The 25,567-nt window shown below is 61.2% G+C and carries 22 protein-coding genes and 3 tRNA genes; 19 read left to right on the top strand and 6 right to left on the bottom strand.

Translation table 11 applies throughout. The features are described 5' to 3' along the window. Positions 1–10: 10 nt before the first annotated feature. Entirely contained in the window at positions 11–430 is a 420-nt protein-coding gene (locus FEF26_RS04690) for a hypothetical protein (protein ID WP_424991725.1), read from the bottom strand. 246 nt (positions 431–676) lie between these two features. Here FEF26_RS04690 and FEF26_RS04685 point away from each other — a divergent pair, with 246 nt between their 5' ends. Continuing rightward, a complete protein-coding gene (locus tag FEF26_RS04685) occupies positions 677–2,104 on the top strand; it encodes an FAD-dependent oxidoreductase (protein ID WP_138252386.1) in 1,428 nt (475 codons plus the stop codon). Here FEF26_RS04685 and FEF26_RS04680 read toward each other — a convergent pair. Beyond that, complete coding sequence (locus FEF26_RS04680; RefSeq protein WP_138252385.1) at positions 2,095–2,970, bottom strand: M48 family metalloprotease; 876 nt, start codon at positions 2,968–2,970, stop codon at positions 2,095–2,097. The genes FEF26_RS04685 and FEF26_RS04680 overlap by 10 nt on opposite strands. A gap of 229 nt (positions 2,971–3,199) precedes the next feature. Between FEF26_RS04680 and FEF26_RS04675 the strand changes: the two genes are divergently transcribed. Then, a complete protein-coding gene (locus tag FEF26_RS04675) occupies positions 3,200–4,432 on the top strand; it encodes a Na/Pi symporter (protein ID WP_138252384.1) in 1,233 nt (410 codons plus the stop codon). Positions 4,433–4,440: 8 nt separating this feature from the next. Here the strand turns inward: FEF26_RS04675 and FEF26_RS04670 are convergent, their stop codons facing one another. Further along, entirely contained in the window at positions 4,441–4,929 is a 489-nt protein-coding gene (locus tag FEF26_RS04670; protein WP_138252383.1) for a YajQ family cyclic di-GMP-binding protein, read from the bottom strand. A gap of 277 nt (positions 4,930–5,206) precedes the next feature. Here FEF26_RS04670 and FEF26_RS04665 point away from each other — a divergent pair, with 277 nt between their 5' ends. Beyond that, positions 5,207–6,442 (top strand): cobalamin-independent methionine synthase II family protein, encoded by a 1,236-nt coding sequence (locus FEF26_RS04665; protein WP_138252382.1) that lies wholly within the window; start codon positions 5,207–5,209, stop codon positions 6,440–6,442. A gap of 41 nt (positions 6,443–6,483) precedes the next feature. Here FEF26_RS04665 and FEF26_RS04660 read toward each other — a convergent pair whose 3' ends face one another. Further along, positions 6,484–7,362, bottom strand: a complete 879-nt coding sequence (locus FEF26_RS04660; RefSeq protein WP_138252381.1) for an LLM class flavin-dependent oxidoreductase — start codon at positions 7,360–7,362, stop codon at positions 6,484–6,486. 121 nt (positions 7,363–7,483) lie between these two features. Between FEF26_RS04660 and FEF26_RS04655 the strand changes: the two genes are divergently transcribed. Together FEF26_RS04655 and FEF26_RS04650 are read left to right on the top strand one after the other, a co-directional pair. Further along, a tRNA-Tyr gene (locus tag FEF26_RS04655) sits at positions 7,484–7,565 on the top strand. A 143-nt stretch (positions 7,566–7,708) separates the two neighbouring features. Next, complete coding sequence (locus tag FEF26_RS04650; RefSeq protein ID WP_138252380.1) at positions 7,709–8,092, top strand: thioredoxin family protein; 384 nt, start codon at positions 7,709–7,711, stop codon at positions 8,090–8,092. Here FEF26_RS04650 and FEF26_RS04645 read toward each other — a convergent pair. Continuing rightward, on the bottom strand, positions 8,089–9,117 hold the full coding sequence (locus FEF26_RS04645; RefSeq protein ID WP_243730411.1) for a DNA-3-methyladenine glycosylase family protein: 1,029 nt from the start codon (positions 9,115–9,117) through the stop codon (positions 8,089–8,091). The two genes, FEF26_RS04650 and FEF26_RS04645, sit on opposite strands and share 4 nt — an antisense overlap. 102 nt (positions 9,118–9,219) lie before the next feature. Here FEF26_RS04645 and FEF26_RS04640 point away from each other — a divergent pair, with 102 nt between their 5' ends. The 12 genes from FEF26_RS04640 to FEF26_RS04585 all read left to right on the top strand — a co-directional run bounded on the left by FEF26_RS04640 (position 9,220) and on the right by FEF26_RS04585 (position 22,803). Continuing rightward, a complete protein-coding gene (locus tag FEF26_RS04640; protein WP_138252379.1) occupies positions 9,220–10,761 on the top strand; it encodes a pyridoxal-phosphate dependent enzyme in 1,542 nt (513 codons plus the stop codon). Next, on the top strand, positions 10,754–11,929 hold the full coding sequence (locus tag FEF26_RS04635) for a cystathionine gamma-synthase (RefSeq protein ID WP_138252378.1): 1,176 nt from the start codon (positions 10,754–10,756) through the stop codon (positions 11,927–11,929). The genes FEF26_RS04640 and FEF26_RS04635 overlap by 8 nt, the downstream gene beginning before the upstream one ends. Before the next feature lie 27 nt (positions 11,930–11,956). Next, positions 11,957–12,595, top strand: a complete 639-nt coding sequence (mobA, locus tag FEF26_RS04630; protein WP_138252377.1) for a molybdenum cofactor guanylyltransferase — start codon at positions 11,957–11,959, stop codon at positions 12,593–12,595. A 71-nt stretch (positions 12,596–12,666) separates the two neighbouring features. Continuing rightward, positions 12,667–12,975, top strand: coding sequence for a DUF6457 domain-containing protein (locus tag FEF26_RS04625; protein WP_138252376.1), 309 nt, complete (start codon positions 12,667–12,669; stop codon positions 12,973–12,975). Between the two features lie 28 nt (positions 12,976–13,003). Continuing rightward, the gene (locus FEF26_RS04620; RefSeq protein ID WP_138252375.1) at positions 13,004–14,236 is read left to right on the top strand and encodes a molybdopterin molybdotransferase MoeA; all 1,233 of its coding nucleotides are present in this window, start codon (positions 13,004–13,006) and stop codon (positions 14,234–14,236) included. A gap of 21 nt (positions 14,237–14,257) precedes the next feature. After that, complete coding sequence (gene fdhD / locus FEF26_RS04615; RefSeq protein WP_138252374.1) at positions 14,258–15,163, top strand: formate dehydrogenase accessory sulfurtransferase FdhD; 906 nt, start codon at positions 14,258–14,260, stop codon at positions 15,161–15,163. A gap of 21 nt (positions 15,164–15,184) precedes the next feature. Beyond that, complete coding sequence (locus FEF26_RS04610) at positions 15,185–17,554, top strand: FdhF/YdeP family oxidoreductase (protein ID WP_138252373.1); 2,370 nt, start codon at positions 15,185–15,187, stop codon at positions 17,552–17,554. A 54-nt stretch (positions 17,555–17,608) separates the two neighbouring features. Continuing rightward, positions 17,609–18,706, top strand: coding sequence for an S-(hydroxymethyl)mycothiol dehydrogenase (locus tag FEF26_RS04605; RefSeq protein ID WP_138252372.1), 1,098 nt, complete (start codon positions 17,609–17,611; stop codon positions 18,704–18,706). A gap of 34 nt (positions 18,707–18,740) precedes the next feature. Beyond that, positions 18,741–19,355 (top strand): MBL fold metallo-hydrolase, encoded by a 615-nt coding sequence (locus FEF26_RS04600; protein ID WP_138252371.1) that lies wholly within the window; start codon positions 18,741–18,743, stop codon positions 19,353–19,355. Between the two features lie 148 nt (positions 19,356–19,503). Continuing rightward, complete coding sequence (locus tag FEF26_RS04595) at positions 19,504–19,956, top strand: DUF4282 domain-containing protein (protein ID WP_138252370.1); 453 nt, start codon at positions 19,504–19,506, stop codon at positions 19,954–19,956. 442 nt (positions 19,957–20,398) lie between these two features. Continuing rightward, positions 20,399–22,234 carry a DEAD/DEAH box helicase gene (locus FEF26_RS04590; RefSeq protein ID WP_243730410.1) on the top strand — a complete coding sequence of 612 codons (1,836 nt, stop codon included), beginning with the start codon at positions 20,399–20,401 and terminating at the stop codon, positions 22,232–22,234. 92 nt (positions 22,235–22,326) lie between these two features. Next, positions 22,327–22,803 carry a pyridoxamine 5'-phosphate oxidase family protein gene (locus FEF26_RS04585; protein ID WP_138252369.1) on the top strand — a complete coding sequence of 159 codons (477 nt, stop codon included), beginning with the start codon at positions 22,327–22,329 and terminating at the stop codon, positions 22,801–22,803. A gap of 114 nt (positions 22,804–22,917) precedes the next feature. Here FEF26_RS04585 and FEF26_RS04580 read toward each other — a convergent pair whose 3' ends face one another. Beyond that, positions 22,918–24,459 carry a TIGR01777 family oxidoreductase gene (locus tag FEF26_RS04580; RefSeq protein ID WP_138252368.1) on the bottom strand — a complete coding sequence of 514 codons (1,542 nt, stop codon included), beginning with the start codon at positions 24,457–24,459 and terminating at the stop codon, positions 22,918–22,920. Between the two features lie 199 nt (positions 24,460–24,658). On the opposite strand from FEF26_RS04580, the gene FEF26_RS04575 reads away from it, so the two are divergent. Both FEF26_RS04575 and FEF26_RS04570 read left to right on the top strand, forming a co-directional pair. Then, positions 24,659–24,730, top strand: a tRNA-Thr gene (locus FEF26_RS04575). 601 nt (positions 24,731–25,331) lie between these two features. Further along, positions 25,332–25,408, top strand: a tRNA-Met gene (locus tag FEF26_RS04570). Positions 25,409–25,567 lie beyond the last annotated feature (159 nt).

The raw sequence follows: 25,567 nt of genomic DNA, 5'->3' as shown, positions 1-25,567 counted from the left end.
TCAGGCACGGTCAGTCCTCCTCGAAGGAGAACTCAAGCAGGTCGAAGAGGAACTCACTGACAGTTGCTCCTTCCGGTGTCCATTCGTGCTTGTCGTTGTTGCGGCGGTAAATTAACGGATCCGGCACTTTCAGATCAGCGGTATCCACTCCCCATACCCAGCGTTCATCCTCATCCTCCAAGAACAGCAGGTACCCCTCTTCGGTGACCAGCTCATCGGGATCGAAAATGAAGTGATAGGCCTCCAGAATCTCTTCGCACTGGCCCAGAGCCAGGTAGAGCTCCTCCAGAATGAGCGGCAGTTTGGTCCGGTCAGGTAACTCTGAGTCGGACAGCAGCTCTGAGAGTTCGCTGCGGCTGTACCCTTCACCAGGTGTCCATTCGGCATCAAGATACCGGGGGACCAGGGCTTTGAACTTATCCAGGAACATCTCCGCCATTATGTGCTCGCTTCCCGCCTTCCGCTGTGTGCCAACCGGTTTCCGGATCGCTGTGTTGTCATCTTATGGGCCATGGGAAGAACTGCGGCAACCGGGTGTGTTGACCATAGTGGGTGTACTGGAAGGCCCAGTGGTAAACCCTGATACGACCTATGGGCGCACGACCCATATAGGGCATACTGTCCTGAGGTAAATTCGCGCGCTCGTTGCGTTCATTGAAAGGAAACCCGCCGTACCGTGTCTGAGACTTTCAACTCCCGGCCCACACGCGTCGCAGTCGTCGGTGCAGGTCCCGCCGGGGTCTACGCATCGGACATCTTGGCCAAGGCCCAGAAGAAGCACAACCTGCGCTTCTCCATTGACCTGTTCGACCGGTACCCCGCGCCATTCGGCCTGATCCGCTACGGAGTGGCCCCTGACCACCCGCGGATTAAGGGCATCATTAAGGCCCTGCACAAGGTGATGGACCGCGGTGACGTGCGGCTCTTGGGCAATGTGAACATCGGCTCCGATGTCAGCATTGAAGAGCTGAGGGAGCATTACGACGCCGTGATTTTCGCCACCGGCGCCATCAAGGACGTCGAGATGGACATTCCCGGGGTTGAGCTGGAAGGTTCCTTCGGCGCGGCTGACTTTGTGTCCTGGTATGACGGGCACCCCGACTACCCTCGGGAATGGCCCCTTGAAGCTGAGCAGGTGGCCGTTATCGGTAACGGCAACGTCGCGCTGGACGTGGCGCGCGTGCTCTCCAAGCAGCCCCACGATCTGCTCTCCACCGAGATCCCAGAAAACGTGTATCAGGGCCTGGCGGCCTCACCAGTCACTGATGTGCATATCTTCGGCCGGCGTGGGCCAGCCCAGGTGAAGTTCACTCCGTTGGAGCTGCGTGAGCTCTCCCACTCTGAGGATGTGGACATCGTCCTCTATGAAGAGGATTTCGACTTCGATGAAGCCTCCGATGAGGCCATCAAGTCCAGCAATCAGATCAAGACCATGGTGAACACACTGGCGAACTGGCTCGTCGAGCAGGAAGAACGTACAGAGGAGTCCTCCCGCAAACTGCACCTGCATTTCCTCCACCAGCCGGTGAAGATCCTCGAAGGTCAGGACAGCAACGGTGAGGGCACCGGCAAAGTGGCCGGGATCCGCTTTGAGCGGATGGAACTGGACGGGACCGGCAATGTCACAGGGACCGGTGAGTACCAGGACTACCCGGTGCAGGCGGTCTACCGCGCCATTGGATACTTCGGTTCAGAGATTGAAGGCATCCCGTTCGACTCCAAGCGGGGCGTCCTGCTCAATGAAGCAGGGCGCGTCCTTGACGAGGAAGGCAGGCACGTCCCCGGCACGTACGCGACTGGTTGGATCAAGCGTGGCCCTGTGGGGCTTATTGGTCACACTAAGGGCGACGCGCTGGAGACGATCGGTTGCCTGCTGGAGGACATTGACCGGCTTCCCGAGGCGCAGAATCCTGGTGAGGAGGCGATCCTCGAGCTGTTGGAGTCCCGTGGCGTGGAGTACACCACCTGGGAGGGATGGCTGAAGCTCGACGAGCACGAACTCTCGCTGGGTGCAGCCGCCTCCGAGTCAGGTGAGGTCCAGCGTGAGCGGGTCAAGGTTGTTCCCCGCGCAGATATGGTGCGGATCAGCCGCGCTCAGCGCTGACCGGCCATCTCCTTGAGCCGCGCGATCCGGTCTTCCATCGGAGGGTGGGTGGAGAACATCTGCCGTGCCCGGGGGCCGAACGGATTGGCGATCATCATATGGGCGTGAGCATCATGTTTGGGGTCTTCCTGTAGCGGAACCCGGGAGATGCCGTTCTGCAGCTTATCCAGCGCTGAGGCGAGCGCCAGTGGGTCCCCTGACAGCTCGGCCCCATCAGCGTCTGCGTCATATTCGCGGGTACGGCTGATAGCGGAACGGATCAGGCTCGCCGCGATGGGCATCAGGATGACCGCCAACAGGCCACCCACGAGTGCCAGCGGGTTACCGCCGCCACCGCGGCCGCGACCGCCCCCAAAGAGGATGAAGAACTGCGTGATGGTGGTGAGGAATCCTGCCACTGCCGCCGCTACCGAGGAGATCAGGATGTCACGGTTGTAGATGTGCATCAGCTCATGCCCGGTGACTGCCCGCAGCTCCCTGGGAGTCAGCAGATTGAGAATGCCCTCTGTGTAGCAGACCACGCCGCGTTCAGGGTTGCGTCCGGTGGCGAACGCATTGGGTGTCGGCTGAGGGGAGATGAAAATGCGCGGCACTGGTTCTTGTGCCCGGTGAGCGAGCTCTTCAACCATCTCATAGAGCGCTGGCGCCTGTTCCCGGGTCACCGGGTAGGCGCGCATCGCTCTGAGAGCGATCTTGTCTGAATTCCAATAGGAGTAGGCAACGGAGATCAGGCCAATACCCGCAAAGATGAACAGCGCTGCGGGGCTCTGCATGGAGTAGGCCACGATGGCGCCCACCATGAGCACCATGGCGAACAGGAACGCGAGCAGTCCTGCGGTGCGCAACCGTCCGTGATGATGATGCATCGTTGACTCCTGTCGTAAAAGCGCCGTGGTGACTCGTTCACCTGGATCAACGCCATTCTATGTCTGTGTGTTCCGGTGAGACTTTCGTCACGGTCTGGATCTTTTGAGTGAAGTTCCCAGTTTGTTTACCTGAAATTCACTTTCGGCTGTCAGCCTTCAGGGGACAAAGCAACTGGATCGCTCCAGTACCGTCGAGGGACCGCCCTCACCATGCACGAACGGAGAGCTGATGGCTGTACTGCCAGCACCGGAGAAGCACGAAACGTTTAGCACCGGCGCAGTTGCTGGCACGGTTCACAGCCCCCGGCTTCCCGCAGGCCTTCACCACCGATTCTCCACCAGGACCGTCACTGTCCTGAACTGGTTGATCGTCGCCGTCTGCGTCTACGTCTTGATCACCGCAGTCAACGTGATCGGCTCAGGCTTCTCCATCGCTGCCGGCGATCGCGCTGCCTCACTCTTCGAGTTCGCTGCCAACCCCGTCGTCGGTCTCATGATTGGCATCGTTGCCACCGCGCTGAGCCAGTCCTCGTCTACGACCACCTCGGTGACCGTCGGCCTTGTTGCAGGTGGCCTGCCGTTGGGGATCGCCGTGCCCATCATCCTGGGTGCGAACATCGGCACTACCCTGACAAACACGCTGATAAGCCTGGGCATGATTCGGGACAAGGAACAGTTCCGGCGCGGTTTCGCAGCTGCGACCGTGCATGACTTCTTCAACCTGCTCGCGGTGGCGATCTTCCTGCCTCTGGAGATCGCATTCGGTTTGCTGGAACGTATGGCGACTGCCTCAGCCTCTGTACTTACAGGCTCCGACGGCGGGATTGTTGCTTCGATATTCGGCGGCATCGGAACAGTGGTGAAGACCGCGACGACGCCTCTGGCGAAGCTGATCACCTGGAGTCTGGAATGGCTCCCGGGAGTTTGGGCCGGGGTCGCGATGATCGTCGTCGCTATCGCGCTCATCCTGACCGTGATCAACCTGATCGGACGCAAGCTCAAGGCATTGCTGGTGGGTCGGGCACAACGGGTGCTCAACACCGCCATCGGCCGCGGCCCGGTGACGTCCATTACCTCCGGAGCATTGGTGACGGTGATGGTCCAGTCCTCGAGCACCACCACATCCCTGATGGTTCCGCTGGCAGGGTCCGGTGCGCTGAGCCTGCGCCAGCTCTACCCGTTCGCGCTGGGCGCGAATATCGGAACGACCATCACGGCCCTTGTTGCCGCCTTTGCCTTTGACGGTGCAGTGGGCACGATCGCCCTGACCGCAGCCCTGGTCCACCTGTTCTTCAACGTGTTCGGCACCATCCTGATCTACGGCCTTCCAGGGATTCGTGAGATTCCGATCAAGGGAGCCGAGTGGCTCTCCGATTTGGCCGTTGACCGCACGATCATCGCCTTCGCCTGGGTAGTGGGCGTCTTCATCGCCCTACCGCTGGCGCTTATCTTTTTCCTCTGATGCGCTGATCAGCGCATATTGATGAACTGAAGATCAGCGTCCTCAAAATCTTTCAGCATGCTGATGGCTGCCTGCAGATCGTCACGAGACTTTGACGATACTCGCAGTTCATCGCCCTGAATCTGAGCCTTCACTGACTTGGGACCTTCATCACGGATCATTTTTGTGATCTTCTTCGCGGTCGCCTGATCAATCCCTTCTTTGATCTGTCCCTCAATTCGGTATGTCTTTCCCGACTGCTTCGGCTCAGACGGTTCATAAGACTTCAGTGAGATCCCCCGCTTGATGAGCTTGCTCTCCAACACGTCATTGGCAGCCTTCACTCGCTCTTCGGCATTGGCTGTGACGACGATCAGCTCACCGCTCTGTTCCACCGAGGCGCCGGTGCCCTTGAAGTCGTATCGCTGGGCGATTTCCTTGGACGCCTGATTCAGCGCATTCGCCACTTCCTGAGAATCTACTTTTGACACGATGTCGAACGTCGATTCCTTAGCCATGGTCGCTCCTTCTGTCGGTGAATTGATGTGTAGTACAGACTACGACGACTCACCAGCGCAAGATATTGAACATAATTCAGTTGTTGAGGTGGATTGTGTAGACTCGCTCGCAGCAGCGCGTATGCGAAGCCTCGCCCCAGGCCACCGGGACATGTGGCCGGCAACGCTGCGGACCCGACCGCACACCACATGCTGTGTCGCGGAGTTCGCAGCCTCAGAGACAACGAGGCGACAGGGCTCCCCGGCGCGGCGTAACTTCTCGAAAGGACGCAGCCGCATGCCTGCCGTTATCCAGGATTCCCGGCACCAAATTCTCGTCTCCCATGCGGGCTCACTACCGCGCACCACAGAGCTCATAGAGGCCAACGCTGCCCGATCGTTCGAGGCCGATGGGCTCACCCTGAGGCGCACCGCCGAGTTCGACGACCTGCTCGCCGAGGCGGTCAAAGATCTGGTCGCCCGGCAGAAGGCTCAGGGAATCACCGTTCCGGGAGACGGAGAGTTCGGCAAAGCGATGAGTTCACCCGTGGACTACGGCGCCTGGTGGTCCTATATCTTCCAGCGCGCAGAGGGCTTGGAGGTCACAGGGGAGGACATCTTCACCCAGCCACCGGTGGCGTCCTCACCGCGCAATGTGAAGCTCACCAGCTTCCCTCATCGTCGTGATTGGGTCCGTTTCCATGATGCCTATGCCGATCCAGCATCCGGGATAGGCACCGGATCCACGGCTACGCCGTTTCCGGCAACCACGGGTCCATTGAAGTACAAAGGCCAGGCGCAGATCACCTCTGATGTGCAGAATCTACGCGCTGCATTGGACGCCGCCGGGCTTGAAACTGGCTTCATCACCTCCTTGTCACCCGGTTCCGGTGCCCGGATCGCCGACCGTTACTACGGTGATGAGGAAGCCCACATCTATGCGTGGGCGGATCTGCTGCGTGAAGAGTACAAGGCTGTGATCGACGCGGGTCTGATCCTGCAGATCGATGACCCCTCCATTGCGGAGAACTGGGACCAGATTTCCCCCGAACCCTCCGTGGAGGATTACCGCGCCTTCACCCAGTTACGCATTGACGCGTTGAACTACGCTCTCCGGGGCCTGCCGCAGGAGCAGATTCGATTCCACCTGTGCTGGGGTTCCTGGCATGGTCCGCACACCACCGACATCGAGTTCCGGCACATTGTGGACTTGATGCTTCAGATCAATGCCAAGTACTACTCCTTCGAGGCTGCCAATGCCAGACATGAGCATGAGTTTGCTGTGTGGGACAGTGTGAGGCTTCCTGAGGGCAAGGTCATCGTTCCGGGTGTTGTCTCTCATGCGACGAACGTGGTGGAGCACCCGGAGTTGGTCGCCCAGCGCATTCTGAGGTTCGCTGAGCGAGTGGGTCCGGAGAATGTGATCGCCTCGACCGACTGTGGGCTCGGCGGGCGCATTCACCCACTCATCGCCAACGCCAAGCTTGAGGCCCTGGCTGCCGGTGCCAAACTCGCTACTGAGAAGCTCTTCTGATGGGCGGGATGGTGCTGCGCCGTCGTGGTGGTGCGAAAGGGTCAGCGCGGTGAGGGCGCCCAGCCGAGTGCGGGGCCGAGCCTGGATGCCACATCGTTGAGAATGTGAGTGCAGTCTGTCTCGTCGAGACTCGGCGGAAGAGCGAAAGTAGCATACTGCGCGCCGACATAGTCGGGATCAGCAAGCAGTGCATCGGCGATCTCATCGCTGGGGCCGATCAGCACATGCTCAGGAAGGGCCTCGGCGATCTCCCGATACCGTGCCTCTTGCTCACGGCTCGCGGTATCGGTGGGAATGACAGTGCGGACCAGTTGGGCCTGCTCCTCTGAACCGATCAGACGGCCACCTGAGAGCAGATTCACTGCATCAAGGTCCGCTGAGACCGAGTTTTCACCCTGACCTGCGGGAATTGTGGCCGTGGTGCCGAGCCGGATACGTGCCGTGCGCTGAGTGGCTGCGGCGAGGACTGCCACCGGGGAAGAAACTCCTTGCTCGCCACTTGCGGGGGAGAGGACCGCGGAGTCGAGCCCCAGATCCTCAGCATGTGCAATGATGCGCAGCGTAGCTTCCAAGCCCTCTGCCGGACCAGGGGCGTGTACGCCTGAGCTGATGAACCCCATGCGCTTGAGTGGTTCGCCAGGACCCGCGAAGTCTTCCGCGCGGCGCCGAGCCCTCGGGACCACCCGCGTTCCGCCTCGACGGCGTGTTTCCACCAGGCCCTGTTCACGCAGATGGCTCCAGGCCTGCGCGATAGTACCGACGCTCACCCCGAGCTCCTGGGCCAGGTCACGAACAGTCGGAAGGCGAGAGTCCACAGGCAGGACCTTCGCCTCGATCAATTGCCCGATCTGCTCAGCAATGCCCGCCGGAGCGCGGTCAGTGAGCCGACCGGCAAGCTTTTCTGCATCGAGTTCAGACATGTCGATGGTCTCCGATTCTGGTGGGAATTCTGCCTGTCATTCTACTCCTCACCCCAATTCGAGAATTGCGGGTAGGGTGCGGTAAAGTTGACCGGTGCTTGCGCTTGGGCGCGCCGTTCACGGCGGGTTACCCGAGCGGCCAAAGGGGGCTGACTGTAAATCAGCTGGCACAGCCTACGTGGGTTCGAATCCCTCACCCGCCACGTACGCGTTCGCAGCGCAAGCGCGCAGTGGCCCGGAATTTTCTGTGAAGAGACCGGGCCACTGCCATATTCCAGCCTTCGCCGCCTGCTTAAAGCCTCTGAGGACTCCACACGAACCTGGTGTGTGCCGTATCGTGGCGGCCATGGCTACCACTGACCTGACTTCTGACGTGTTCCAGCAGACGCTGGAGGACTCCGACATTCTCTTCATCGACTTCTGGGCCGACTGGTGCGGACCGTGCAAGCAATTCGCCCCGGTCTACGAGCAGGTCTCAGAGCAGCATCCGGACATCACATTCGGCAAAGTCGACACCGAGGCCGAGCGAGAGCTCGCTGCGGCAGCGCAAATCAGCTCAATACCGACGCTTATGGCCTTCCGCGAGAAAGTCCTCGTGTTCTCCCAGCCCGGCGCGTTCAACGCTGAACAGCTGACCCAGGTAGTAAGCGCTGTGAAAGACCTGGACATGGAAGAGGTCCACAAGCAGGTCGCCGAACAGGAAGACGGCGAATCTGCTCAGCAGGGCTAACGCGCTCGGTGGTCCTCCGGTGCAAGCCGTGGGCCGAAGCGTTCGCTGCGAAAACCTGACAACTTCAGCAGCCGGATGACGCGCTGCCGGTGCGGACGGAATGGCTGCAGCAGATCAAGCATCCCCGCATCATCAGTCCGCTTCCCCGTCAGGGCCTCACCCACAAAGTGAGCCAGGTGATAGTCCCCCACGGCTGGAAGATCTGCCGACCCATGGGATCGCTGCAACGCCTCAGCGGTGGTCCACGGCCCTATTCCAGAAATCGCGGTCAGTTGCTCGGACAGTTCACCGACGCTGCTGGTCTCGACCGGAGTTGAAGCCCCTAAACGATGCACGCTGCTAGCTCTCTCAGCCAATCGCAAGATCGTGCGCGACATCGGTGGTTGAACCCACATCTGGTGCCATTCCCAGCTCGGGACCCGTTTGAGCTGCCCACCGGTGAGGGGCAGCCTCAGCCAGTCCGGGGTTCTGAGGGTTGATGCCGTGGGTGCTTGCTCGCCGTGACGGCGGAGAAGGTGCCGCCAGCCGTGCCGGGCCTCACGGTGGGTGACCTTCTGCTCCAATGTCGCCGTCACTAGCTGGTCGAACAGCCCTCCTGTGGCCGGGAGTCGCACTCCTGGGTGGCGACGGCGCACCTGGGCCAGCGTGGTGGAGATCCTGTCCCCCAGAGCATCCAGCAGGAACTCCACTTCACTCCAGTCATCCTCTGCGCCGAGCAGCGTTGGAACCCGATCCAGGGCTGAACCAAGTGCTTCTCCACTGTCACTGATGGCATGGACTCTCACGCGGGAGGTATCCAACTGGTCAAAGCGTAGGGCTACGGCCCCCACGTGTCGGCCGACGGTGTCGTATTGCCGCAGAGCCAGCCATGCACCGGCCCCCGGTGTTCCTCCAGGTCCACCGGCGAAGGAACCTGAATCCACACGGATGGCGGGATCGGCATAGCCACGCTGCAGGACCCCCAGGGTCCGCGGCAGGTCGAAGGGCGCATCCATGTCCACCACCCGGACCGCCTGAGGTATCACCGGGCTACTCTACGCGCGTGCGGCTCAAGGGTGCACCGTCATTATTGCGTCACAAGACGCAGGGGCTGGGGTACTGAGAAGCTCGCCGGTACGCTGAAGGTCATGAAATACGCCGAGTCCGTCGTCGAGCTGATCGGACGCACCCCTCTGGTGCGTCTGAACAATGTCACCGCCGGTATTGAAGCAACTGTGCTGGTGAAGCTCGAATACCTCAATCCGGGTGGGTCCATCAAGGACCGAATCGCCTTGAAGATGATCGAAGACGCTGAGAAGTCCGGCCAGCTGGGCCCCGGCGGTGTGGTCGTTGAACCAACCTCCGGAAACACCGGCGTCGGTCTAGCGCTCGTGGCCCAGCAGAAGGGCTACCGGGCAGTTTTTGTCACGGTCCCCAAAGTGGCCAAGGAGAAACGCGACGTGCTCCGGGCCTACGGAGCCGACGTGGTGGTCGGGCCTTCCGGAGTAGGCGGAGAGTCCCCGCTGAGCTACTACGGCATCTCAGACCAGCTGGCCCGTGAAATACAGGGCGGCTTCAAACCAGACCAGTTCTCCAACCCTGGAGCACCGGCCAGCCATTATGAGTCCACCGGACCAGAAATTTGGGCTGATACTGAGGGCAAACTCACCCACTTTGTGGTCGGCGCAGGCACCGGAGGCACCGTCACCGGAACGGGCCGCTACCTCAAGGAAGTTTCCGCTGACCGCGCCTCCGGCCCAGTGCGTGTAGTCGTCGCCGACCCGGACGGGTCCGTCTACTCCGGCGGAGAAGGCCGACCCTACTTCGTTGAAGGCGTGGGCGAGGACATCTGGGTGCCCAACTATGACCCCTCGATCCCTGACGAAAAGCATGCCGTGACCGATGCTGAGTCATTCTCCATGTGCCGCAGGCTCGCTACCGAGGAGGGGTTGCTCGTGGGCGGCTCCTCTGGGCTGGCTGTCACCGCCGCCCTGAGAGTGGCCAAGGATCTGGGCCCCGACGACGTCGTCGTCGCAGTCTTGCCCGACTCCGGACGTGGATACTTGGCCAAGATCTTCAATGATCAGTGGATGATTGACCACGGTTTCGGTGAAGTGGTCTCCACCTCCACCGGAACAGAGATCAGTGTGAAGTCCACAGAGGAAATCAGCGCTGCGGTCCGCGACGGTGAAATCGCCAGCGGGGGCTCAGCACAGGCAGCCCGCAAAGCTGGACTTGATCACTCGGCCACTGCAGCCGACCTCCTACGGGCCAAACGGGACATGTTCTCCGATGCGCTCCCGGAGGTCATCTCAATCACCCGCGACACCACACTTCGTGAAGCGGTGAGCGTGATGAACCGCTACGGTGTCGACATTGTGCCAGTCATAGACCGCCCGGGCGGGGCTGCCCGTATCGGTGAGGTCTACGGCGTGGTAGATGTTGCCCACCTGTCGGAGGACGTCATTGAGGGCCACGCCGGACCCGATGACCTGGTCTCAGACCACCTCAACGACAACCTTCCCCTGGTCGGGATCACCGAACCCGTTCCGCATATTCTGACCAAACTGCGCGCCAACCCCACCCTTCTGGTCGCTGACCGTGGAGACATTGTCGGCGTGCTCACCCGCAACGACCTGCTGGCCCACCTGTCAGGCGCCAAAAGAGAGAAAGACACCATCGATGAGTGACCCCAAGGCCAACCCCGGATTCTCCACCCACGCCATCCATACCGGTCAGGATGTGGACCAAGTCTTCGGCGCTGTCGTTCCGCCGATCCACTTCTCCACCACCTACGCCCCAGACGGCATCGGCAACCTGCGCAACGGCTACGACTACGGACGGGCCGGTAACCCCACACGCACCGCCCTCCAAACCCAACTGGCAGCACTCGAAGGCGGCAAGCACGCCTTCAGCTTCGGCTCCGGCCTCGCAGCAGAGGACGCGATCATCCGCGGCCTGATGCGCCCCGGTCAGCGGATCGTCATGGGCAACGACGCCTACGGCGGCACCTTCCGTCTCTTCGACAAGATCCACTCCGCATGGGGTGTCTCCAACACCCCGCTGGATCTCAGTGACCACGACCGTGTGGCAGCCGAACTTGAGCACGACGACGCGACTCTCCTGTGGGTGGAGACCCCCTCCAACCCGCTGATGGCCGTCACCGATATCGCTGCGCTGGCTGAGATGGCGCACGTCAACTCCGCGCTCCTGGTGGTGGACAACACTTTCGCCACCCCATACCTCCAGCAGCCGCTGCTCCTAGGAGCCGATGTGGTGGTGCACTCCACGACCAAGTACATCGGCGGGCATTCCGACGTGGTTGGAGGAGCCGCAGTGCTGGGCTCAGGCCCCGCAGCTGATGATCTGGCCGAGAAAATAGCCTTCCAGCAGTTCGCTGTCGGAGCGGTCTCCGGGCCCCTGGACGCCTACCTCACCACTCGGGGTCTGAAGACACTGGGAGTGCGCATGGACCGGCACTGCGCCAACGCGCAGGCCATCGCCGAGCACTTCGAAGGTCATCCAGCGATCGAACGCGTGCTCTACCCGGGTCTTGCCTCCCACCCCGGCCACGAACTTGCTGCCGCACAGATGCGCAGTTTCGGTGGCATGGTGTCCATGCAGCTGGCAGGAGGAGAACCAGCCGCCCGCAAAGTTGCCGAGGCAACCAAGTACTTCATCCTCGCGGAGTCGCTCGGCGGCGTTGAGTCCCTCATGAACTACCCGCATGAGATGACCCACGCCTCGGTACGCGGCACCGAGCTCGCAGTGCCGGAAAACCTGCTGCGCCTCTCAGTGGGCATCGAAGATGTCGCTGACCTGATAGACGATCTGGAACAGTCCCTGGCTGGGCTCTAATGCGCAGAGTGCCCCGCAGCAGCTGATATGACCCGAGTCCAATCAGTGCTGCTCGCAGGCGGAGCCGGAAGCAGACTTGGGGGAGTGGACAAAGCCCTTCTCGCAAGGAATGACCGAACCCTGCTCGAGCACTGGACTGACGCGCTTGCCGAGCGTGAGGTGTCAGGCGTCGTCGTCGGTTCTGATCACCTCCGCCGCCACCTTCCCAGCGACGTCCTCCTGACGCGTGAAGTCCCGCCACTATCGGGGCCTGCAGCAGCCGTCTGCGCCGGAGTGCGGGCGCTGGCGCAGGTAGGACCGGCAGAACCCGCCGAGGTGCTCCTCCTGCTTGCAGTGGACACAGTCGACCCCGGCCCGCTGCTGGACTGGTTGCTGGACTGGATTCCTGCACTGCGCGAAACTGGCGAAGAAGCCGTGGTCCCACGAGACCAGCAAGGGAATTTCCAGATGCTCAGCTGCGCCGTGAACCGCATATGGCTCAGCAACCGCGTCTCTCACCTGGCACCGGGTGAAGAGACGGGCCGGTCGCTTCGTTGGCTGCTCACAGCCGCGCCGACCGCGCACCCGCTCATGCCCGCAGGCCTGGGCCGGGATGTCGACACCCCCGAAGATGCTCAACAACTCCGTGTCACCCTTCCACTGGCCCAGCCCAAGGAAGAGCCCTAGACACAAGAGTTCTGTGAGAACCTGGTCAGAACCGTCCCGTGACGTCAGGATCGAATCCCGCGAGGAGCACCATGCCAGAAGCCGACAGCCCCCAGCACACGGAGCATTCCATCCACGAACCGATAGCGCAATGGGTCGATGAACTCATTCGCCACCTGGAAATCCAAGGCACCAATGTTGACATCGATGAGCTCCTCAAGGTCGCCGGAGAAGCCGCCCACACAGTGGTCCGTCCCGCCGCGCCGGTGACCACGTTTCTGATCGGCTACGTGACCGGTCTGGCCGAAGCCTCCGGGCAAGCGGACTACCAGAAGGCTTTCACCGCTGCCACGCAGCTCACCCGCAAACTGCTCGAACAGCGCTCCCAGCCCGCAGAGTGAACCAGCCCCGGCGGAAAGCAGTCCCATTGTGAGCTCTCCCATCCCCTTCGAACAGGCCAGAGGCATCGCGGCTTCTGCTGAAGCGCTGCCTGCTGTGCGGCGCAGCCTGGAGGAAGGGATCGGTTGCGTGCTCAGCGAACCGGTGACCGCGCAGCTGGATATTCCCCATGCCGCGACCTCCGCCATGGACGGATGGGCTGTCACTGCCGCCGAGGAACCACAGTGGGCGCTGAGGAGTGATCGCGCAGACCGGCCGGGAATCGTGCTGCAGCCGCTGGCTGCTGGGGAGGCCGTCGCGGTAGTCACCGGAACTCCCATACCAAAAGGCGCCCACTCGGTGCTGCGCTCCGAACATGGGTATATCGACCACAGTGGCTCTCAGGGCACGCGTCTCCATGCCACCCCGGGCACCCCTGACCTGGAGCCGCACCGCAATATCCGGCCGACGGCGGCCGAGGCGCACACCGGTCAGCTGCTCTGCGAGCCCGGCCGCATCCTCACCGCAACCAGGGCAGCCACCGCAGCAGTGGCTGGTTATGACAACCTTGCGGTCATCCCTCCACCTCGGGTCCGGCTGATCCTCACCGGCGGAGAGGTCATCACCTCAGGACATCCCGCGCCGGGGCAGGTCCGCGATGTGTTCGGACTCGCGCTGCCGACCATGCTGGGAGCCATGGGAGCAGACCTGGTAGGCAGTGACAGAATCGACGACGACGCCGCCGCCCTCGTCGACCTGATGGAGAAAAATCCGCCGGATGTCATCATCACCACAGGCGGAACAGCTGGTTCACCCGCCGATGTCCTGCGCCCAGCGCTCACGCGGCTTAGGGCCCGGATCCTCGTTGACTCAGTAGCGATGCGCCCCGGACACCCGGCCCTGCTGGCCCGCCACAATGGCACATACATCCTGGGGCTTCCTGGAAATCCTCTGGCGGGCTTTGCGGCCCTCGCGGCCCTGGGAGAGCCCCTCATCCGCGCGCTCAGAGGGATCACCCCAGCCGCGACCTCCCATGCTCTCAGGGCGGGTAGTGCGCTTCAGGGACCCCGCACCGGGGTGCGTCTGGTGCCAGTGCAGGTCACCCAGGAAACTGTGCAACCCTTACCCCACACCAGCTCCCATATGATGCGGGGTCTAGCGGAGGCCGACGCTCTGGCCATCGTCCCCGCCGGTGGCCTCACAACCGACCAGCACGTGGAATGCCTGCCAGTGCCGGGGAGCCCCGGCCCCATAGGCGGCAGGGCCCACATCAGCATCCGATGACCAGACAGAAGGAGGCGTACCATGGGCCGTATCACACAGCGTAAGCGGATCACACGGATCCTGCGTGAGGCTGACAACGCGCCCGCCCGCCCCCACCAAGACGGCGTCACTTCCCGAAGCAAGGTTGATGTGCTGGCCGTTGAAGAGCCCCTTGAGGTCAGACTGTCGGGAGAAGCGTTCACCGTCACCATGCGCACCCCCGGCAATGACTTTGAACTGGTGGCCGGGTTCCTCGTGGCGGAGGGAATGTTGGGCACGTCAGAGGAACTGCGCGGAATGCGGTACTGCGCCGGCGCAGACGAGTTCGGAAACCAAACCTATAACGTCATTGACTGTGACCTCGATCCGCATGCGGTCCGAGCCTCCATCAGTGAAAAACGCAATGTTCTCACCACATCGGCCTGCGGAATATGCGGCACCACCTCCATCGACGCGGTGGAGAAGACGCTCCCACCTGCCCCTTCAGCAGGCCCTCAACTGAGCATCAGCGCAGAGACCCTTCTGCAACTGCCCGAGACTCTGCGGGATCACCAGCAGATCTTCGACAAAACCGGAGGAGTCCACGCAGCAGGGCTGTTCGACTCCGAAGGGCACCTCATGTGTCTGCGCGAAGATGTAGGCCGCCACAACGCGGTGGACAAAGTCATCGGGTGGGCTCTGATGGCCGACCGCCTACCACTGACGGGGACAGTGCTGCAGGTCTCCGGGCGGGCATCCTTTGAACTGGTGCAGAAAGCAGCCCTAGCTGGGATCGAGATGCTCAGCGCAGTCGGAGCCCCGTCCTCGCTCGCAGTTGATTTGGCTGAGCGCGCTGGGCTTACACTTATCGGGTTTTCCCGCGGCAAGAGCGCAAACGTCTACACCCATGACCATCGCCTCGAGGGCGGACTAGAATTAGTGCCCCAGGACACATTCAGAGTCGAATGAAAGATCAAGGATCTGCAGGCCATGTCTAAAGTACGGGGACGCCGCGTCGAGTTCGGCGACATCGACGAAACAACACTGCAAGTCGGGGAGCCCAAGGGATCCGCCGCCGGACTCAAAGCCGTAAAAGTATCCTTCGAGCGCGGCTTGGAACAGGGTGGAGTCAGCAGGACCTTGCGATCTATGTATCGGGTCAACCAGCCCGGCGGCGTCGACTGCCCCGGATGCGCCTGGCCGGAGTCCACCACCGGTGACCGCAAGAAGGTCGAATTCTGCGAAAACGGGGTCAAAGCACTGGCAGAGGAAAACACTCAGCGCATCGTGACACCGGAGTGGTGGGCCCAACATCCCATCAGCGAATTGGAAACCCGGACAGAATACTGGCTCGGACAGTCCGGCCGGATTACCGAGCCGATGATCATCCACGAAGGCGAAGACCACTATTCGCCGATCTCCTGGGGTGCAGCCTTCGACCTCATAGGAGAGCATGTTCGGGCCACAGATCCCGACCGGTGTGCGTTCTACACATCAGGCCGAACCGCCAACGAGACAGCGTTCATGTACCAACTCCTGGCGCGAAGTCTGGGGACCAACAACCTCCCGGACTGCTCCAATATGTGCCACGAATCCTCCGGCACCGCGATGACCCCCACTATCGGCATCGGCAAGGGCACAGTATCCCTAGAAGATATCGAGCAGGCAGAACTGATCTTTGTGGTGGGTCAAAACCCTGGCACCAACCACCCGCGCATGCTCGGCTCCCTGGCAGAATGCCGGAAAAACGGCGGGAAGGTCATCGCCGTCAACCCGCTTCCTGAGGCCGGGCTTCTCAAGTTTAAGGACCCCCAGACTCCCAAGGGACTCATGGGAGGAGGGGAACGGATCAGTGACGAATACCTGCAGATCCGGGTCGGCGGTGACCAAGCACTCTTTCAAGCCTTGGGGCACTTGCTGCTGAAGGAAGAAGAAGCCAACCCTGGCAGCGTCGTCGATTCCGTTTTCATCGAATCCTCCACTAAGAACTTTGAGGCCTACCGCGAAGCCCGCACACACCTCGACTGGGAGGAAACCGAACGAGCGACCGGCCTGACCCGAGCCCAGATCGAGGACACGGCGGCGACGCTGGCTGCCTCGAAGGCGACCATCTTCTGCTGGGCGTTGGGCATCACCCAGCAGCCGCACTCGGTGGACACCATCAAGGAAATCGTCAACCTGCTCCTGCTGCAGGGGAACTTCGGTAAACCCGGCGCGGGGGCCTGTCCTGTCCGCGGCCACTCCAATGTCCAAGGCGACCGCACCTTCGGCATCTGGGAGAAACCCACCGAAGGGTTCCTCAACCGGCTCGACGCCGAGTTCGGCATCACCTCTCCGCGACCCCACGGTCACGACTCCACCAACACCATGAAAGCCATGGCTGAAGGCGAAGTCGACGTTTTCGTCTCCCTGGGCGGGAACCTTGCTATGGCTAATTCAGACACCGCACTGATGGCTCAGGGGTTGAAGCGCACCGGGCTGACGGTCCATATCTCCACCAAGCCCAACCGTTCGCATGTGATGCACGGCAAGACCTCCCTCATCCTGCCCACTCTTGGCCGCACTGATCGGGACGATAAGCACCCCGGTGGTGCTCAGTTCCTGTCAGTGGAGAACTCGATGTCGGTGATCAGCAGCACGCAGGGTCGGCTAGAACCTGTCTCCGATCACCTACTCGCCGAGCCGGTCATTGTGGCTCGCATGGCCCAGGCAATTCTTGGCGCCGACCACCCGGTGGACTGGCAGGCGATGGCCGAAGACTATGACGTCATCCGTGACCACTGTTCCCGAGTGGTTCTCGGCACGGAGAACTTCAATAAACGGGTTCGCGACAAATTCGGGTTCGTTCTCCCGAACCCTCCTCGAGATCACCGGGCCTTCGCCACGGAAGACGGTCTTGCCCACTTCACGGTCAGGGACCTTGAATACCTGATGCCGCCCCCCGGTCACCTCGTGCTGCAGACCATGCGTTCCCATGACCAGTACAACACCACGTTCTACGGACTCGACGACCGCTACCGCGGAATATCCGGGGGCCGAAGGGTCATTCTGATTCATCCCCAAGATCTTCAGGCCGCAGGGTTCGCCGACCGAGACTTAGTCGATGTGGTCTCCGTCTTCCGCAATGAGGAGCGACGGGCCGAACGCTTCCGCCTCGTCGCCTATCCGACCGTTCGAGGCTGCGCCGCCGCATACTATCCAGAGGCCAATGCCCTGGTCCACCGGGATCTGGTGGCCCGAGAATCCAATACACCAGGGTTCAAGGCGATCTTCATTCGCTTTGAACCCTGCGCCGCAGAGACCCGCGAAGAAGAACATCACGTGGAGCGGGACGTTGGGCTCGAATTGGCTACCCCGTAAGCGTTCTGTCCCATCTGCACACCCTGCACCACCCCACTCAAGAAGGAGCGCTCCATGCCTCTCACCGTCAACGCCGTGGTTGTCAAAGACAAAAACGCGCCCGCAGCCATTGAACAGATCATCATTCCCGACCCAGGCCCGGGCGAAGTTGTCGTCGATGTCCTCACCTGCGGCGTCTGCCAGACCGATCAACACTTTCAGCAGGGTGAAGTTGGGGATAACTTTCCCTACCTTCTCGGACATGAGGCCACAGGTAGGGTCTCCCAGATCGGGGAGGGGGTCACCTCTGTGGCAGTGGGAGACAAAGTGATCCTCAACTGGCGCGCCGTGTGCGGTGAATGCCGGGCCTGTCGCAAGGGCGAGCTGAAGTACTGCTTCGACACCCACAACGCTAAGCAGAAGATGACGCTCACCGACGGGACCGAGCTTGAGGCAGCATTGGGCATTGGCGCTTTCGCTGAGAAAACACTCGTAGCGGCGGGGCAGTGCACTGTCATCGATGACATCCCAGACGCAGCCAATGCCGCCGTCGGGCTCCTCGGCTGCGGGATCATGGCCGGTATTGGGTCGGTGCTCAACACCGCTGCGGTCAAGCGTGGGGAGTCCGTGGCAGTCATTGGCGTAGGCGGTGTGGGTACCGCCGCAGTGGTCGGAGCCAAGCTCGCCGGGGCGACCACCATTATTGCGGTGGACATCGATGACCGGAAACTGGAGCAGGCACAGAAACTGGGTGCCACTCACGTCATCAATTCCCAGCGGACCGATCCAGTAGACGCCATTCGGGAGCACACTGACGGTTTCGGCGCAGATGTCGTCATCGACGCCGTCGGCCGTCCTGAGACATATAGGCAGGCGTTCTACGCCCGTGACCTCGCTGGACGAGTGGTCCTCGTGGGGGTCCCTGACCCCTCACTGACGATCGAACTGCCGATGATTGACGTCTTCGGCCGCGGAGGGGCCCTGAAATCCTCCTGGTACGGCGACTGCCTGCCCTCCCAAGACTTCCCGATGCTGGTAAACCTCTATCAGCAGGGCCGGCTGGACCTCGATGCCTTTGTCACCGAGCGCACTACCCTGGACAAGGTCCAAGAAGCCTTCGACACTATGAACCGCGGAGACGTGCTGCGCACCGTCGTCGAACTCACAGAATGAGCCCAGAGCAGAGCCACCTGAAGTAGGAGTACACATGAATGCACGGATTGAACACCTCGAGACCTCCGGCACTTTCTCTCTGGACGGCGGGACCTGGGATGTGGACAACAATGTGTGGATCGTCGGAGATGATCACGATGTGATCGTGATCGACCCCGCGCACGACGTCGACGCCGTGGTCTCAGCCGTCAACGGAAGGAACGTGGCAGCAATCCTGCTCACCCACGGGCATGACGATCACATCCGCCAAGTCCTGGACGTCAAGGAAAAAATTGGAGGCCCCATCCACCTCAACCCTGAGGACCGGATGCTCTGGAACCAGGTGCACCAAGGATCAGAACCCGACGCAGAAATCAGCGCCGGAGACACCTTTGGCGTCGCCGGCGCCACACTGCGCGCTATCCACACTCCTGGGCACTCACCGGGATCCACCTGCTTCTACTCCGAGGACTTGGGAGACATCCCTGTTCTGTTTTCCGGGGACACTCTCTTCCAGGGGGGTCCCGGTGCTACAGGTCGTTCCTACAGCAGCTTCGACACCATCGTGGAGTCGATTCGAACCCAACTCCTTGGTCTGCCTGCTCAGACTCGGGTCAACACTGGGCATGGACCCTCCACCACGATCGGGGAGGAAGCCCCCAACGTCTGAACCCTCGCGTGAGAGGCGTTGATCCTTGCAATGGCGGGGAACTGGCGTGGTTGAGCTCTGGAGGCAGGCCGCATTGACTGTGTAGGGTGAGGAGTAAGCGGCACTGCTGTGTCGCTGACAGCCGCATTTGAATGATGATGGAGAAACCATGACACAGCCACCTACACCGCCGAACGGGGACGAGCCACGCCAGCCCCCTTACCCAGAGCAGCCTCAGCAGAACCAGCCACCTGAGTTCGGTGGATACCAGGCGCCACGTGACCAGGGACCCAATGCAGCAGGGTTCTTCAAGGCGCTCTTCGATTTCAGTTTCAAGAGCTTCGTCACCATCAAATTCGCAGCGGTCATCTACGGTGTTGCTCTACTGCTGATTGGTGTCCTTGCTCTGGTGGGCATCATCATAGCGTTTATCACCATGACTGAGTCTGCCGCTGCGGGTCTGCTTACGCTTCTGCTTGTCTTGGTCGCTGCGCCCTTCTACCTCATTCTGATCCGATTGACGTTGGAGCTCTATGTGTCAATGATTCGCACCGCGCAGAACACTGCAGCCACCACCTCGGAGCTGGAAAACCTGCGTCGGGAAATGTCTCAGCGCCGCTAGAACCCGAAGCCGATGTGCTTGCTGAGCGCAGCATGGGGTGATGATTCTCCCTCGTGCCACAGCAGTACGCGGTCACAGCGCCGGGTGGCCCGCATAAGGCCCGCCACCCGGCGCTGCTGAGCCCGATGCAGTGAAACCGTCTCCTATGGCGTAGACTATCCAAGCACTCTCCGGATAATCCCGTTTATCTGTGCAGACTCCTGGCTCGCCCGGTCCCCGGTCGGTAGGTCCAGTTGAGCGTTGTTTTCGTCACGGGTCGATTCCGGAAACCCTCGTGGTCCGTCCCCGTGAAATGTCCAGCGTGATATCACATGATGAATCCTGCTGTGCCCATGCACTGCTGCGCCGAGCGCCAGCAGTTCGAGCACAAGTGGTCTGAAGAATCATGCACTCTGAGGCATAAAGCGGGGATCGAGCCGCACAACTGTGACAAGGAGTCACCGTGACAGAAACACCTCAGGCCAATCAGCTAGCGTTCAGCGACCTCGGACTATCCCCGAAGGTGCTGAGCACAATTGAGAAGATGGGATACGAAACCCCTTCTCCCATCCAGGCAGAAACCATCCCTCACCTGGTCGCTGGCCGTGACGTCGTCGGGCTTGCTCAGACGGGTACCGGTAAGACCGCCGCCTTCGCCCTGCCAGCGCTGACTCACATGGCTGCCGATCATGAGGCCGGCGACCTTGGATTCCTGCCCAACACTCTGGTCTTGGCCCCCACTCGCGAGCTGGCGATTCAGGTCGCTGAAGCGTTCTCCAGCTACGCCGCCCAACTCAGCGGTATCTCTGTGCTGCCCATCTACGGCGGCGCTCCCTACGGCCCACAGCTGCAGGGTCTCCGCAGGGGAGCCAATGTCATTGTTGGCACACCAGGCCGTGTGATCGACCACATGTCTAAGGGATCTTTGGACCTCAGTGAGGTCAAGCACCTCATTCTGGACGAGGCTGATGAAATGCTCCGTATGGGCTTTGCCGAGGAAGTCGACAAGATCCTCGCGCAGACCCCTGACACTAAGCAGGTGGCTCTGTTCTCGGCCACTATGCCTAAGGCGATTCGCAGGATCTCTGAGGACTACCTCAACGATCCGATTGAAGTCTCGGTCAAGAACAAGACGACTACCAGTGCGAACACTCGTCAGCGGTACGTCTTCATCAAGCACCACGCCAAGCCAGAAGCTTTGGTGCGGATTCTTGAGACTGAGCCCCACGAGGCGGCAATTGTGTTCGTCCGGACCCGGTCTGCCACCGAAGAGGTCGCCCATAAGCTCACCGCCCGTGGTTTCCGGGCTACAGCGATCAACGGTGATATCCCACAGAATCTCCGGGAGAAGACCGTTGAATCACTCAAGGACGGTCGCATTGACCTCTTGGTGGCCACGGATGTTGCAGCACGTGGGCTCGATGTGGACCGGATCAGCCACGTCTTCAACTACGACATCCCTTTGGACACCGAGTCCTATGTGCACCGCATCGGGAGGACCGGCCGAGCCGGACGCTCCGGTGAAGCGATCCTCTTCGTCACCCCGAGAGAGCGGCGTATGCTGCGTTCCATTGAGAAGGCCACGCGCCAGACTGTTGAGCAGATGAACCTGCCCACCGTTGCTGACGTCAACGCCTCCCGTTTGGATCGTTTCTCTGAGCGGATTACTCAAACCCTTGCCACTGAGGACCTTGAGGACTACCGGGACCTGGTCACCAGTTATGTCAATGAGCACAACACTCCGGCTGAAGACGTCGCCGCGGCACTAGTAGCTGTGGTGCACGACGGTCGCCCATTGCTGCTGGATGAGAAGGCAGAAGACGATCTGGCCCGCGCCGCTTCGCAGAGCTTCGAACGTGAGGACCGGGGAGCATCCCGTGACCGGGGTCCCCGTGATGCTGGTGCTCGCGCTCCCCGCCAGAAGGGCTCACCTTCGGTGGCCGGCCCAGGAAATGCGATGTACAAGATTGCTGTCGGCCGCCAGGCTGGCGTTGCACCGGGACACATTGTGGGTGCCATCGCAAATGAAGCCGGTCTGTCTGCCCGGGAGATCGGAAGCATCGATATCCGCCCCACACACTCCCTCGTGGAGCTGCCGGAGACGCTGACGAAAGATCAGTGGGCCGCGCTGTCGAAGACGCGGATCGGTGGAGAGCTTATTCGGCTCGAGCGTGATTCCGGGTCTCACGGCGCATCAAGCGGAGGCAAGAGGTTCGACACGGGCAAGAAGCGCAGCGGATTTGATACTGACCGGCCCGCCAAGAAAGCTGCTAAGAAGCCACGCTGGCGTGACCGCTAGGCTTCGTGTTCCGGGCTCGCCTCTTGGGGCCGTCAAGGGTTTCAGAGGCGAGTCTTGAGCTGGTGTCCAGTTCGCCCTGCCTACACTGCAGGATGACTGAACTCAGCGCTCAAGAACTCATTTCCCGCATCGACGACATCGGTACTTGTATGTTCACTACCGTGGACTCATCAAAACGGCTAGTGTCACGGCCGATGTCGGTGTCCCATATCGACGAGCAGCACCGGTTGTGGTTTTTCAGCCCTGCTGAGTCGGAGAAGATCGACGACGTCCTCGGTGATGGCCACGTGAACCTCGCCTTTGTCGCCGATAAGACCTGGATCTCTGTCACTGGTGTCGCCCAGGTGGTCGACGATGCTCATAAGAAGCAGCAACTTGAGGATCTCGGCGCTAAGGCCTATTTCGCCAAAGGCGGCGAGGACTCAGAGGCCCTGCTGATCAGCGTGGACCCGGACACTGCCCAGTACTGGGAAGGACCGGGCAAGGCCGTGGCGCTGGTGAAGCTGGTCGCCTCAACTGTCACGGACAGCGCGCCGGCCATGGGTGACAAAGGCCGCGTCGAGCTCTAAACCCCACCACACGGACTCAACCACAACATCCGGTAGGACTCTGCCAGCGCCAAACGCTGTTGTCCGACCGGATGTTGCGTTTCTATAGCTTTTCTACTTTCCCCGGCCCGCGCGTCAATGGCGGCCGAGAATGTGACGCAAAGCAGTGTCCAGTTCGGGGTGCCGGAACCCGAACCCCAGGTGGAGGGCCTTTTCTGCGCTGACATGCTGGTCAGCCAACACGATTTCCTGGGCTCCTTCAGAACCAAGAAGTAGCTTGGGCCCGAAGGATGGCACGGGTATGGCCGATGGTCGGCGCAGTACATTGCCGAGAGTTTTCGCGTAGTCGTGAGCGGTCACTGGGTGTGGAGCGACACCATTGACCGGGCCGCGAGCTTCTGGGTTCAGCAGCAAATGCACGGTGAGTGAGGCAAGGTCATCGAGGCTTATCCAACTCTGGACTTGCTCCTGGCCTAGTGGCCCGCCGGCACCGGCGGCAAAGATCGGCAGCAACTGCTGCAGTGCCCCGCCTGATGGCGACTGCACGATTCCGGTGCGGAGCATGGCCACACGAACACCTGCAGCTTCAGCTCGGAGCGCGGCATCCTCCCAGGCGTCGCAGACCCCTGCCAAAAAGTCGGTGCCGACTTCAACATCTTCGTTGAGGACCTGGTCCTGGTGCGGTCGGTCCGCAGCGGTGGCGCCGTACCAGCCGATCGCTGAGCCACTGATCAGGGTCCTGCCCCTTGGATTGGCCCTCTCAGCGCTTGCCAAAGAGTCCGCGATCAGTGTGGTGCCTTTGATTCGGGAGTCGCGCACCTTGCGCTTGTGCTCTGCGGTGAACCGCGAAGCCAGCGGGTGGCCTGCGAGGTGAATGACGGCATCCACCTCCGCCAGTGCGGCGTCGTCGATTTGTTCATTGTCGGGGTCCCAGGCGATCTCCCCATTCTTAGGGGTCGTGCTGGCGGGGTCGGTGAGGTCGCGGCGGACAAGGTGGCGGACCTCTATGCCCGCCCCACCGAGGAGAGCACATACCTGTGTGCCGATCATGCCGGAGGCGCCGGAGACTGCCACGATCTGAGGTACTTCAGGCTTCGGTGACTCCTGGGCCGCGGCGTCGTCCTGTTGACTCTTCAGGGTGCCGTGGGCCTGGTGAAAGGCCAAGTCCTCGGTGGTTTGCCGAGTTCGGAAATCGAATACGCGTAAGAGTTCGTTCTCGAACACCCGGTGCAGTTGCTTGGTGACGGCCTGGGGGAGGTGAGACAACACGGGGAATTCGTAGGTGACGGTCTCTCGGAGCATGGTGCCGGAGCCTTCGTCGCTGAACTCACGGGAGTGGCGCCAACTGCGCATGGGGCCGGAGACCATGACGTCGCTGAAACTCCGACCCTGCTCGAAGTCCTCGTGGCGAGAGGTCCACTTCATGCTGCTTGGGATGGGGAATGGCAACATGGAGCTGAGAGTCTTGGCTGCTGCAGTGGCGCTCGTGCCCAGCAGGCCTGGGAGGTTGAGTGTGATGACGGAGCCCGAGCCGTTGACGGGGCCGTTCGGCGGTTCCTGGCGGACCGAACCGGCGAAGGGCGGGTGGAGCCGGGTCAGCGCGCCCGCCCGCGTGTACCAGGTGAACACATCCTCCCTAGAGAATGGCAGATACGTTTCGTAGTGGAACTGTGGCATCAGAACTCCTGCAAGTCTCGCCGACGGGTCCGTTAGCCGCAGGTCAGCGGCAGGCCGGTATACGGACGGTACCACCGCCACAGGTGCATGCGCTGGATGGTTCTGCTTCTTGGCCAGTGGGAAAACTGGGACTGCCCTGCGGGCCAGTGCCCTTGAACTTGAGGGAGCGTCGGCAGCAGTGTTACTGTTTACTGCCGTTGCCCCAATAGCTCAGTGGTAGAGCGCAGTCTTGGTAAGACTGAGGTCCCGGGATCGATTCCCGGTTGGGGCTCCGCATATGGCCCGAGGTGCAGCATTATTTCCTTGACACTCTCAGTGTGAGGAAGCTGCGCCCGGGTCATTCTTTCTTCAGAGGATGGCAACTCGAACCCCTTGCCGATTGAGCGTGCTGCGGGTTATAGGATCAAAAGTGTGTACAGCTTGGGCATGTCATAGGTGTCTTGCTCATCCTTTCCTGGTTCATTAGCGTTTCTTGGTCGGTCAATACCGTTCTTCCCGTTGGCGACTTCGCTTCAGATTCTTCGTAGGACGAGTACTTCATGGAGGGATCGCAGTGCTTGTGGGGCTGCCATGGTTCTCGCTCGCCATGCTCGCGTTCGACGCGATCTTCGTCTCCCACCGCACATATCGCAAAGTTGAGGGCCTGACTGGGGCCGCAGTACCGCAATCAAACGACCTCTCCTTGCACCTGTGCCGCAGGCGGCGACTCGCATGGCCGTGAGCTCCAAGGACGAGGCAGAACCTCCTGGGGAGAAATCGAGAAGCCCAACTTCCGCGCTTTGACCAGCCGGAGCGCGTGTGGAAAGATTGCTCCTTGGACATTTCCGCACTTGGAGTTGTGAACACACCACATCCGGAGTGGATATTGTCGTGGCGGTGTAGCTCAGCTGGTTAGAGCGCACGACTCATAATCGTGAGGTCGGGGGATCGAGCCCCCCCACCGCTACCAAAGCAAGATAAAGAAGAGACCTCTATGCCCATGGCTGGAGGTCTCTTCCCATTCGCGGCACTTTGATAAGCGGGCAGCATTCTCCTCACAACGGGGTTATAGGCAGAAATGTGTGTATGGCCCGGGCGTGTCAGGGGCTGCCGGCCCAGCCTTTCCTGG

It is taken from the genome of Nesterenkonia salmonea, assembly GCF_005771525.1.
Taxonomy (GTDB): Bacteria; Actinomycetota; Actinomycetes; order Actinomycetales; family Micrococcaceae; genus Nesterenkonia; species Nesterenkonia salmonea.
Note: the sequence above shows the minus strand (reverse complement) of the source record. Positions and strands in the feature narration are given on the sequence as shown.

What these genes read in the sequence shown, in the direction of transcription:
- FEF26_RS04665 (WP_138252382.1), top strand. Translation starts at nt 5,207, where the DNA reads ATGCCTGCCGTTATCCAGGATTCCCGGCACCAAATTCTCGTCTCCCAT.
- FEF26_RS04605 (WP_138252372.1), top strand. Translation starts at nt 17,609, where the DNA reads ATGCCTCTCACCGTCAACGCCGTGGTTGTCAAAGACAAAAACGCGCCC.
- FEF26_RS04660 (WP_138252381.1), bottom strand. Translation starts at nt 7,362, where the DNA reads ATGTCTGAACTCGATGCAGAAAAGCTTGCCGGTCGGCTCACTGACCGC.
- FEF26_RS04640 (WP_138252379.1), top strand. Translation starts at nt 9,220, where the DNA reads ATGAAATACGCCGAGTCCGTCGTCGAGCTGATCGGACGCACCCCTCTG.
- FEF26_RS04585 (WP_138252369.1), top strand. Translation starts at nt 22,327, where the DNA reads ATGACTGAACTCAGCGCTCAAGAACTCATTTCCCGCATCGACGACATC.
- FEF26_RS04635 (WP_138252378.1), top strand. Translation starts at nt 10,754, where the DNA reads ATGAGTGACCCCAAGGCCAACCCCGGATTCTCCACCCACGCCATCCAT.
- FEF26_RS04670 (WP_138252383.1), bottom strand. Translation starts at nt 4,929, where the DNA reads ATGGCTAAGGAATCGACGTTCGACATCGTGTCAAAAGTAGATTCTCAG.
- FEF26_RS04580 (WP_138252368.1), bottom strand. Translation starts at nt 24,459, where the DNA reads ATGCCACAGTTCCACTACGAAACGTATCTGCCATTCTCTAGGGAGGAT.
- mobA (WP_138252377.1), top strand. Translation starts at nt 11,957, where the DNA reads ATGACCCGAGTCCAATCAGTGCTGCTCGCAGGCGGAGCCGGAAGCAGA.
- FEF26_RS04610 (WP_138252373.1), top strand. Translation starts at nt 15,185, where the DNA reads ATGTCTAAAGTACGGGGACGCCGCGTCGAGTTCGGCGACATCGACGAA.
- fdhD (WP_138252374.1), top strand. Translation starts at nt 14,258, where the DNA reads ATGGGCCGTATCACACAGCGTAAGCGGATCACACGGATCCTGCGTGAG.
- FEF26_RS04675 (WP_138252384.1), top strand. Translation starts at nt 3,200, where the DNA reads ATGGCTGTACTGCCAGCACCGGAGAAGCACGAAACGTTTAGCACCGGC.
- FEF26_RS04595 (WP_138252370.1), top strand. Translation starts at nt 19,504, where the DNA reads ATGACACAGCCACCTACACCGCCGAACGGGGACGAGCCACGCCAGCCC.
- FEF26_RS04650 (WP_138252380.1), top strand. Translation starts at nt 7,709, where the DNA reads ATGGCTACCACTGACCTGACTTCTGACGTGTTCCAGCAGACGCTGGAG.
- FEF26_RS04690 (WP_424991725.1), bottom strand. Translation starts at nt 430, where the DNA reads ATGTTCCTGGATAAGTTCAAAGCCCTGGTCCCCCGGTATCTTGATGCC.
- FEF26_RS04680 (WP_138252385.1), bottom strand. Translation starts at nt 2,970, where the DNA reads ATGCATCATCATCACGGACGGTTGCGCACCGCAGGACTGCTCGCGTTC.
- FEF26_RS04625 (WP_138252376.1), top strand. Translation starts at nt 12,667, where the DNA reads ATGCCAGAAGCCGACAGCCCCCAGCACACGGAGCATTCCATCCACGAA.
- FEF26_RS04600 (WP_138252371.1), top strand. Translation starts at nt 18,741, where the DNA reads ATGAATGCACGGATTGAACACCTCGAGACCTCCGGCACTTTCTCTCTG.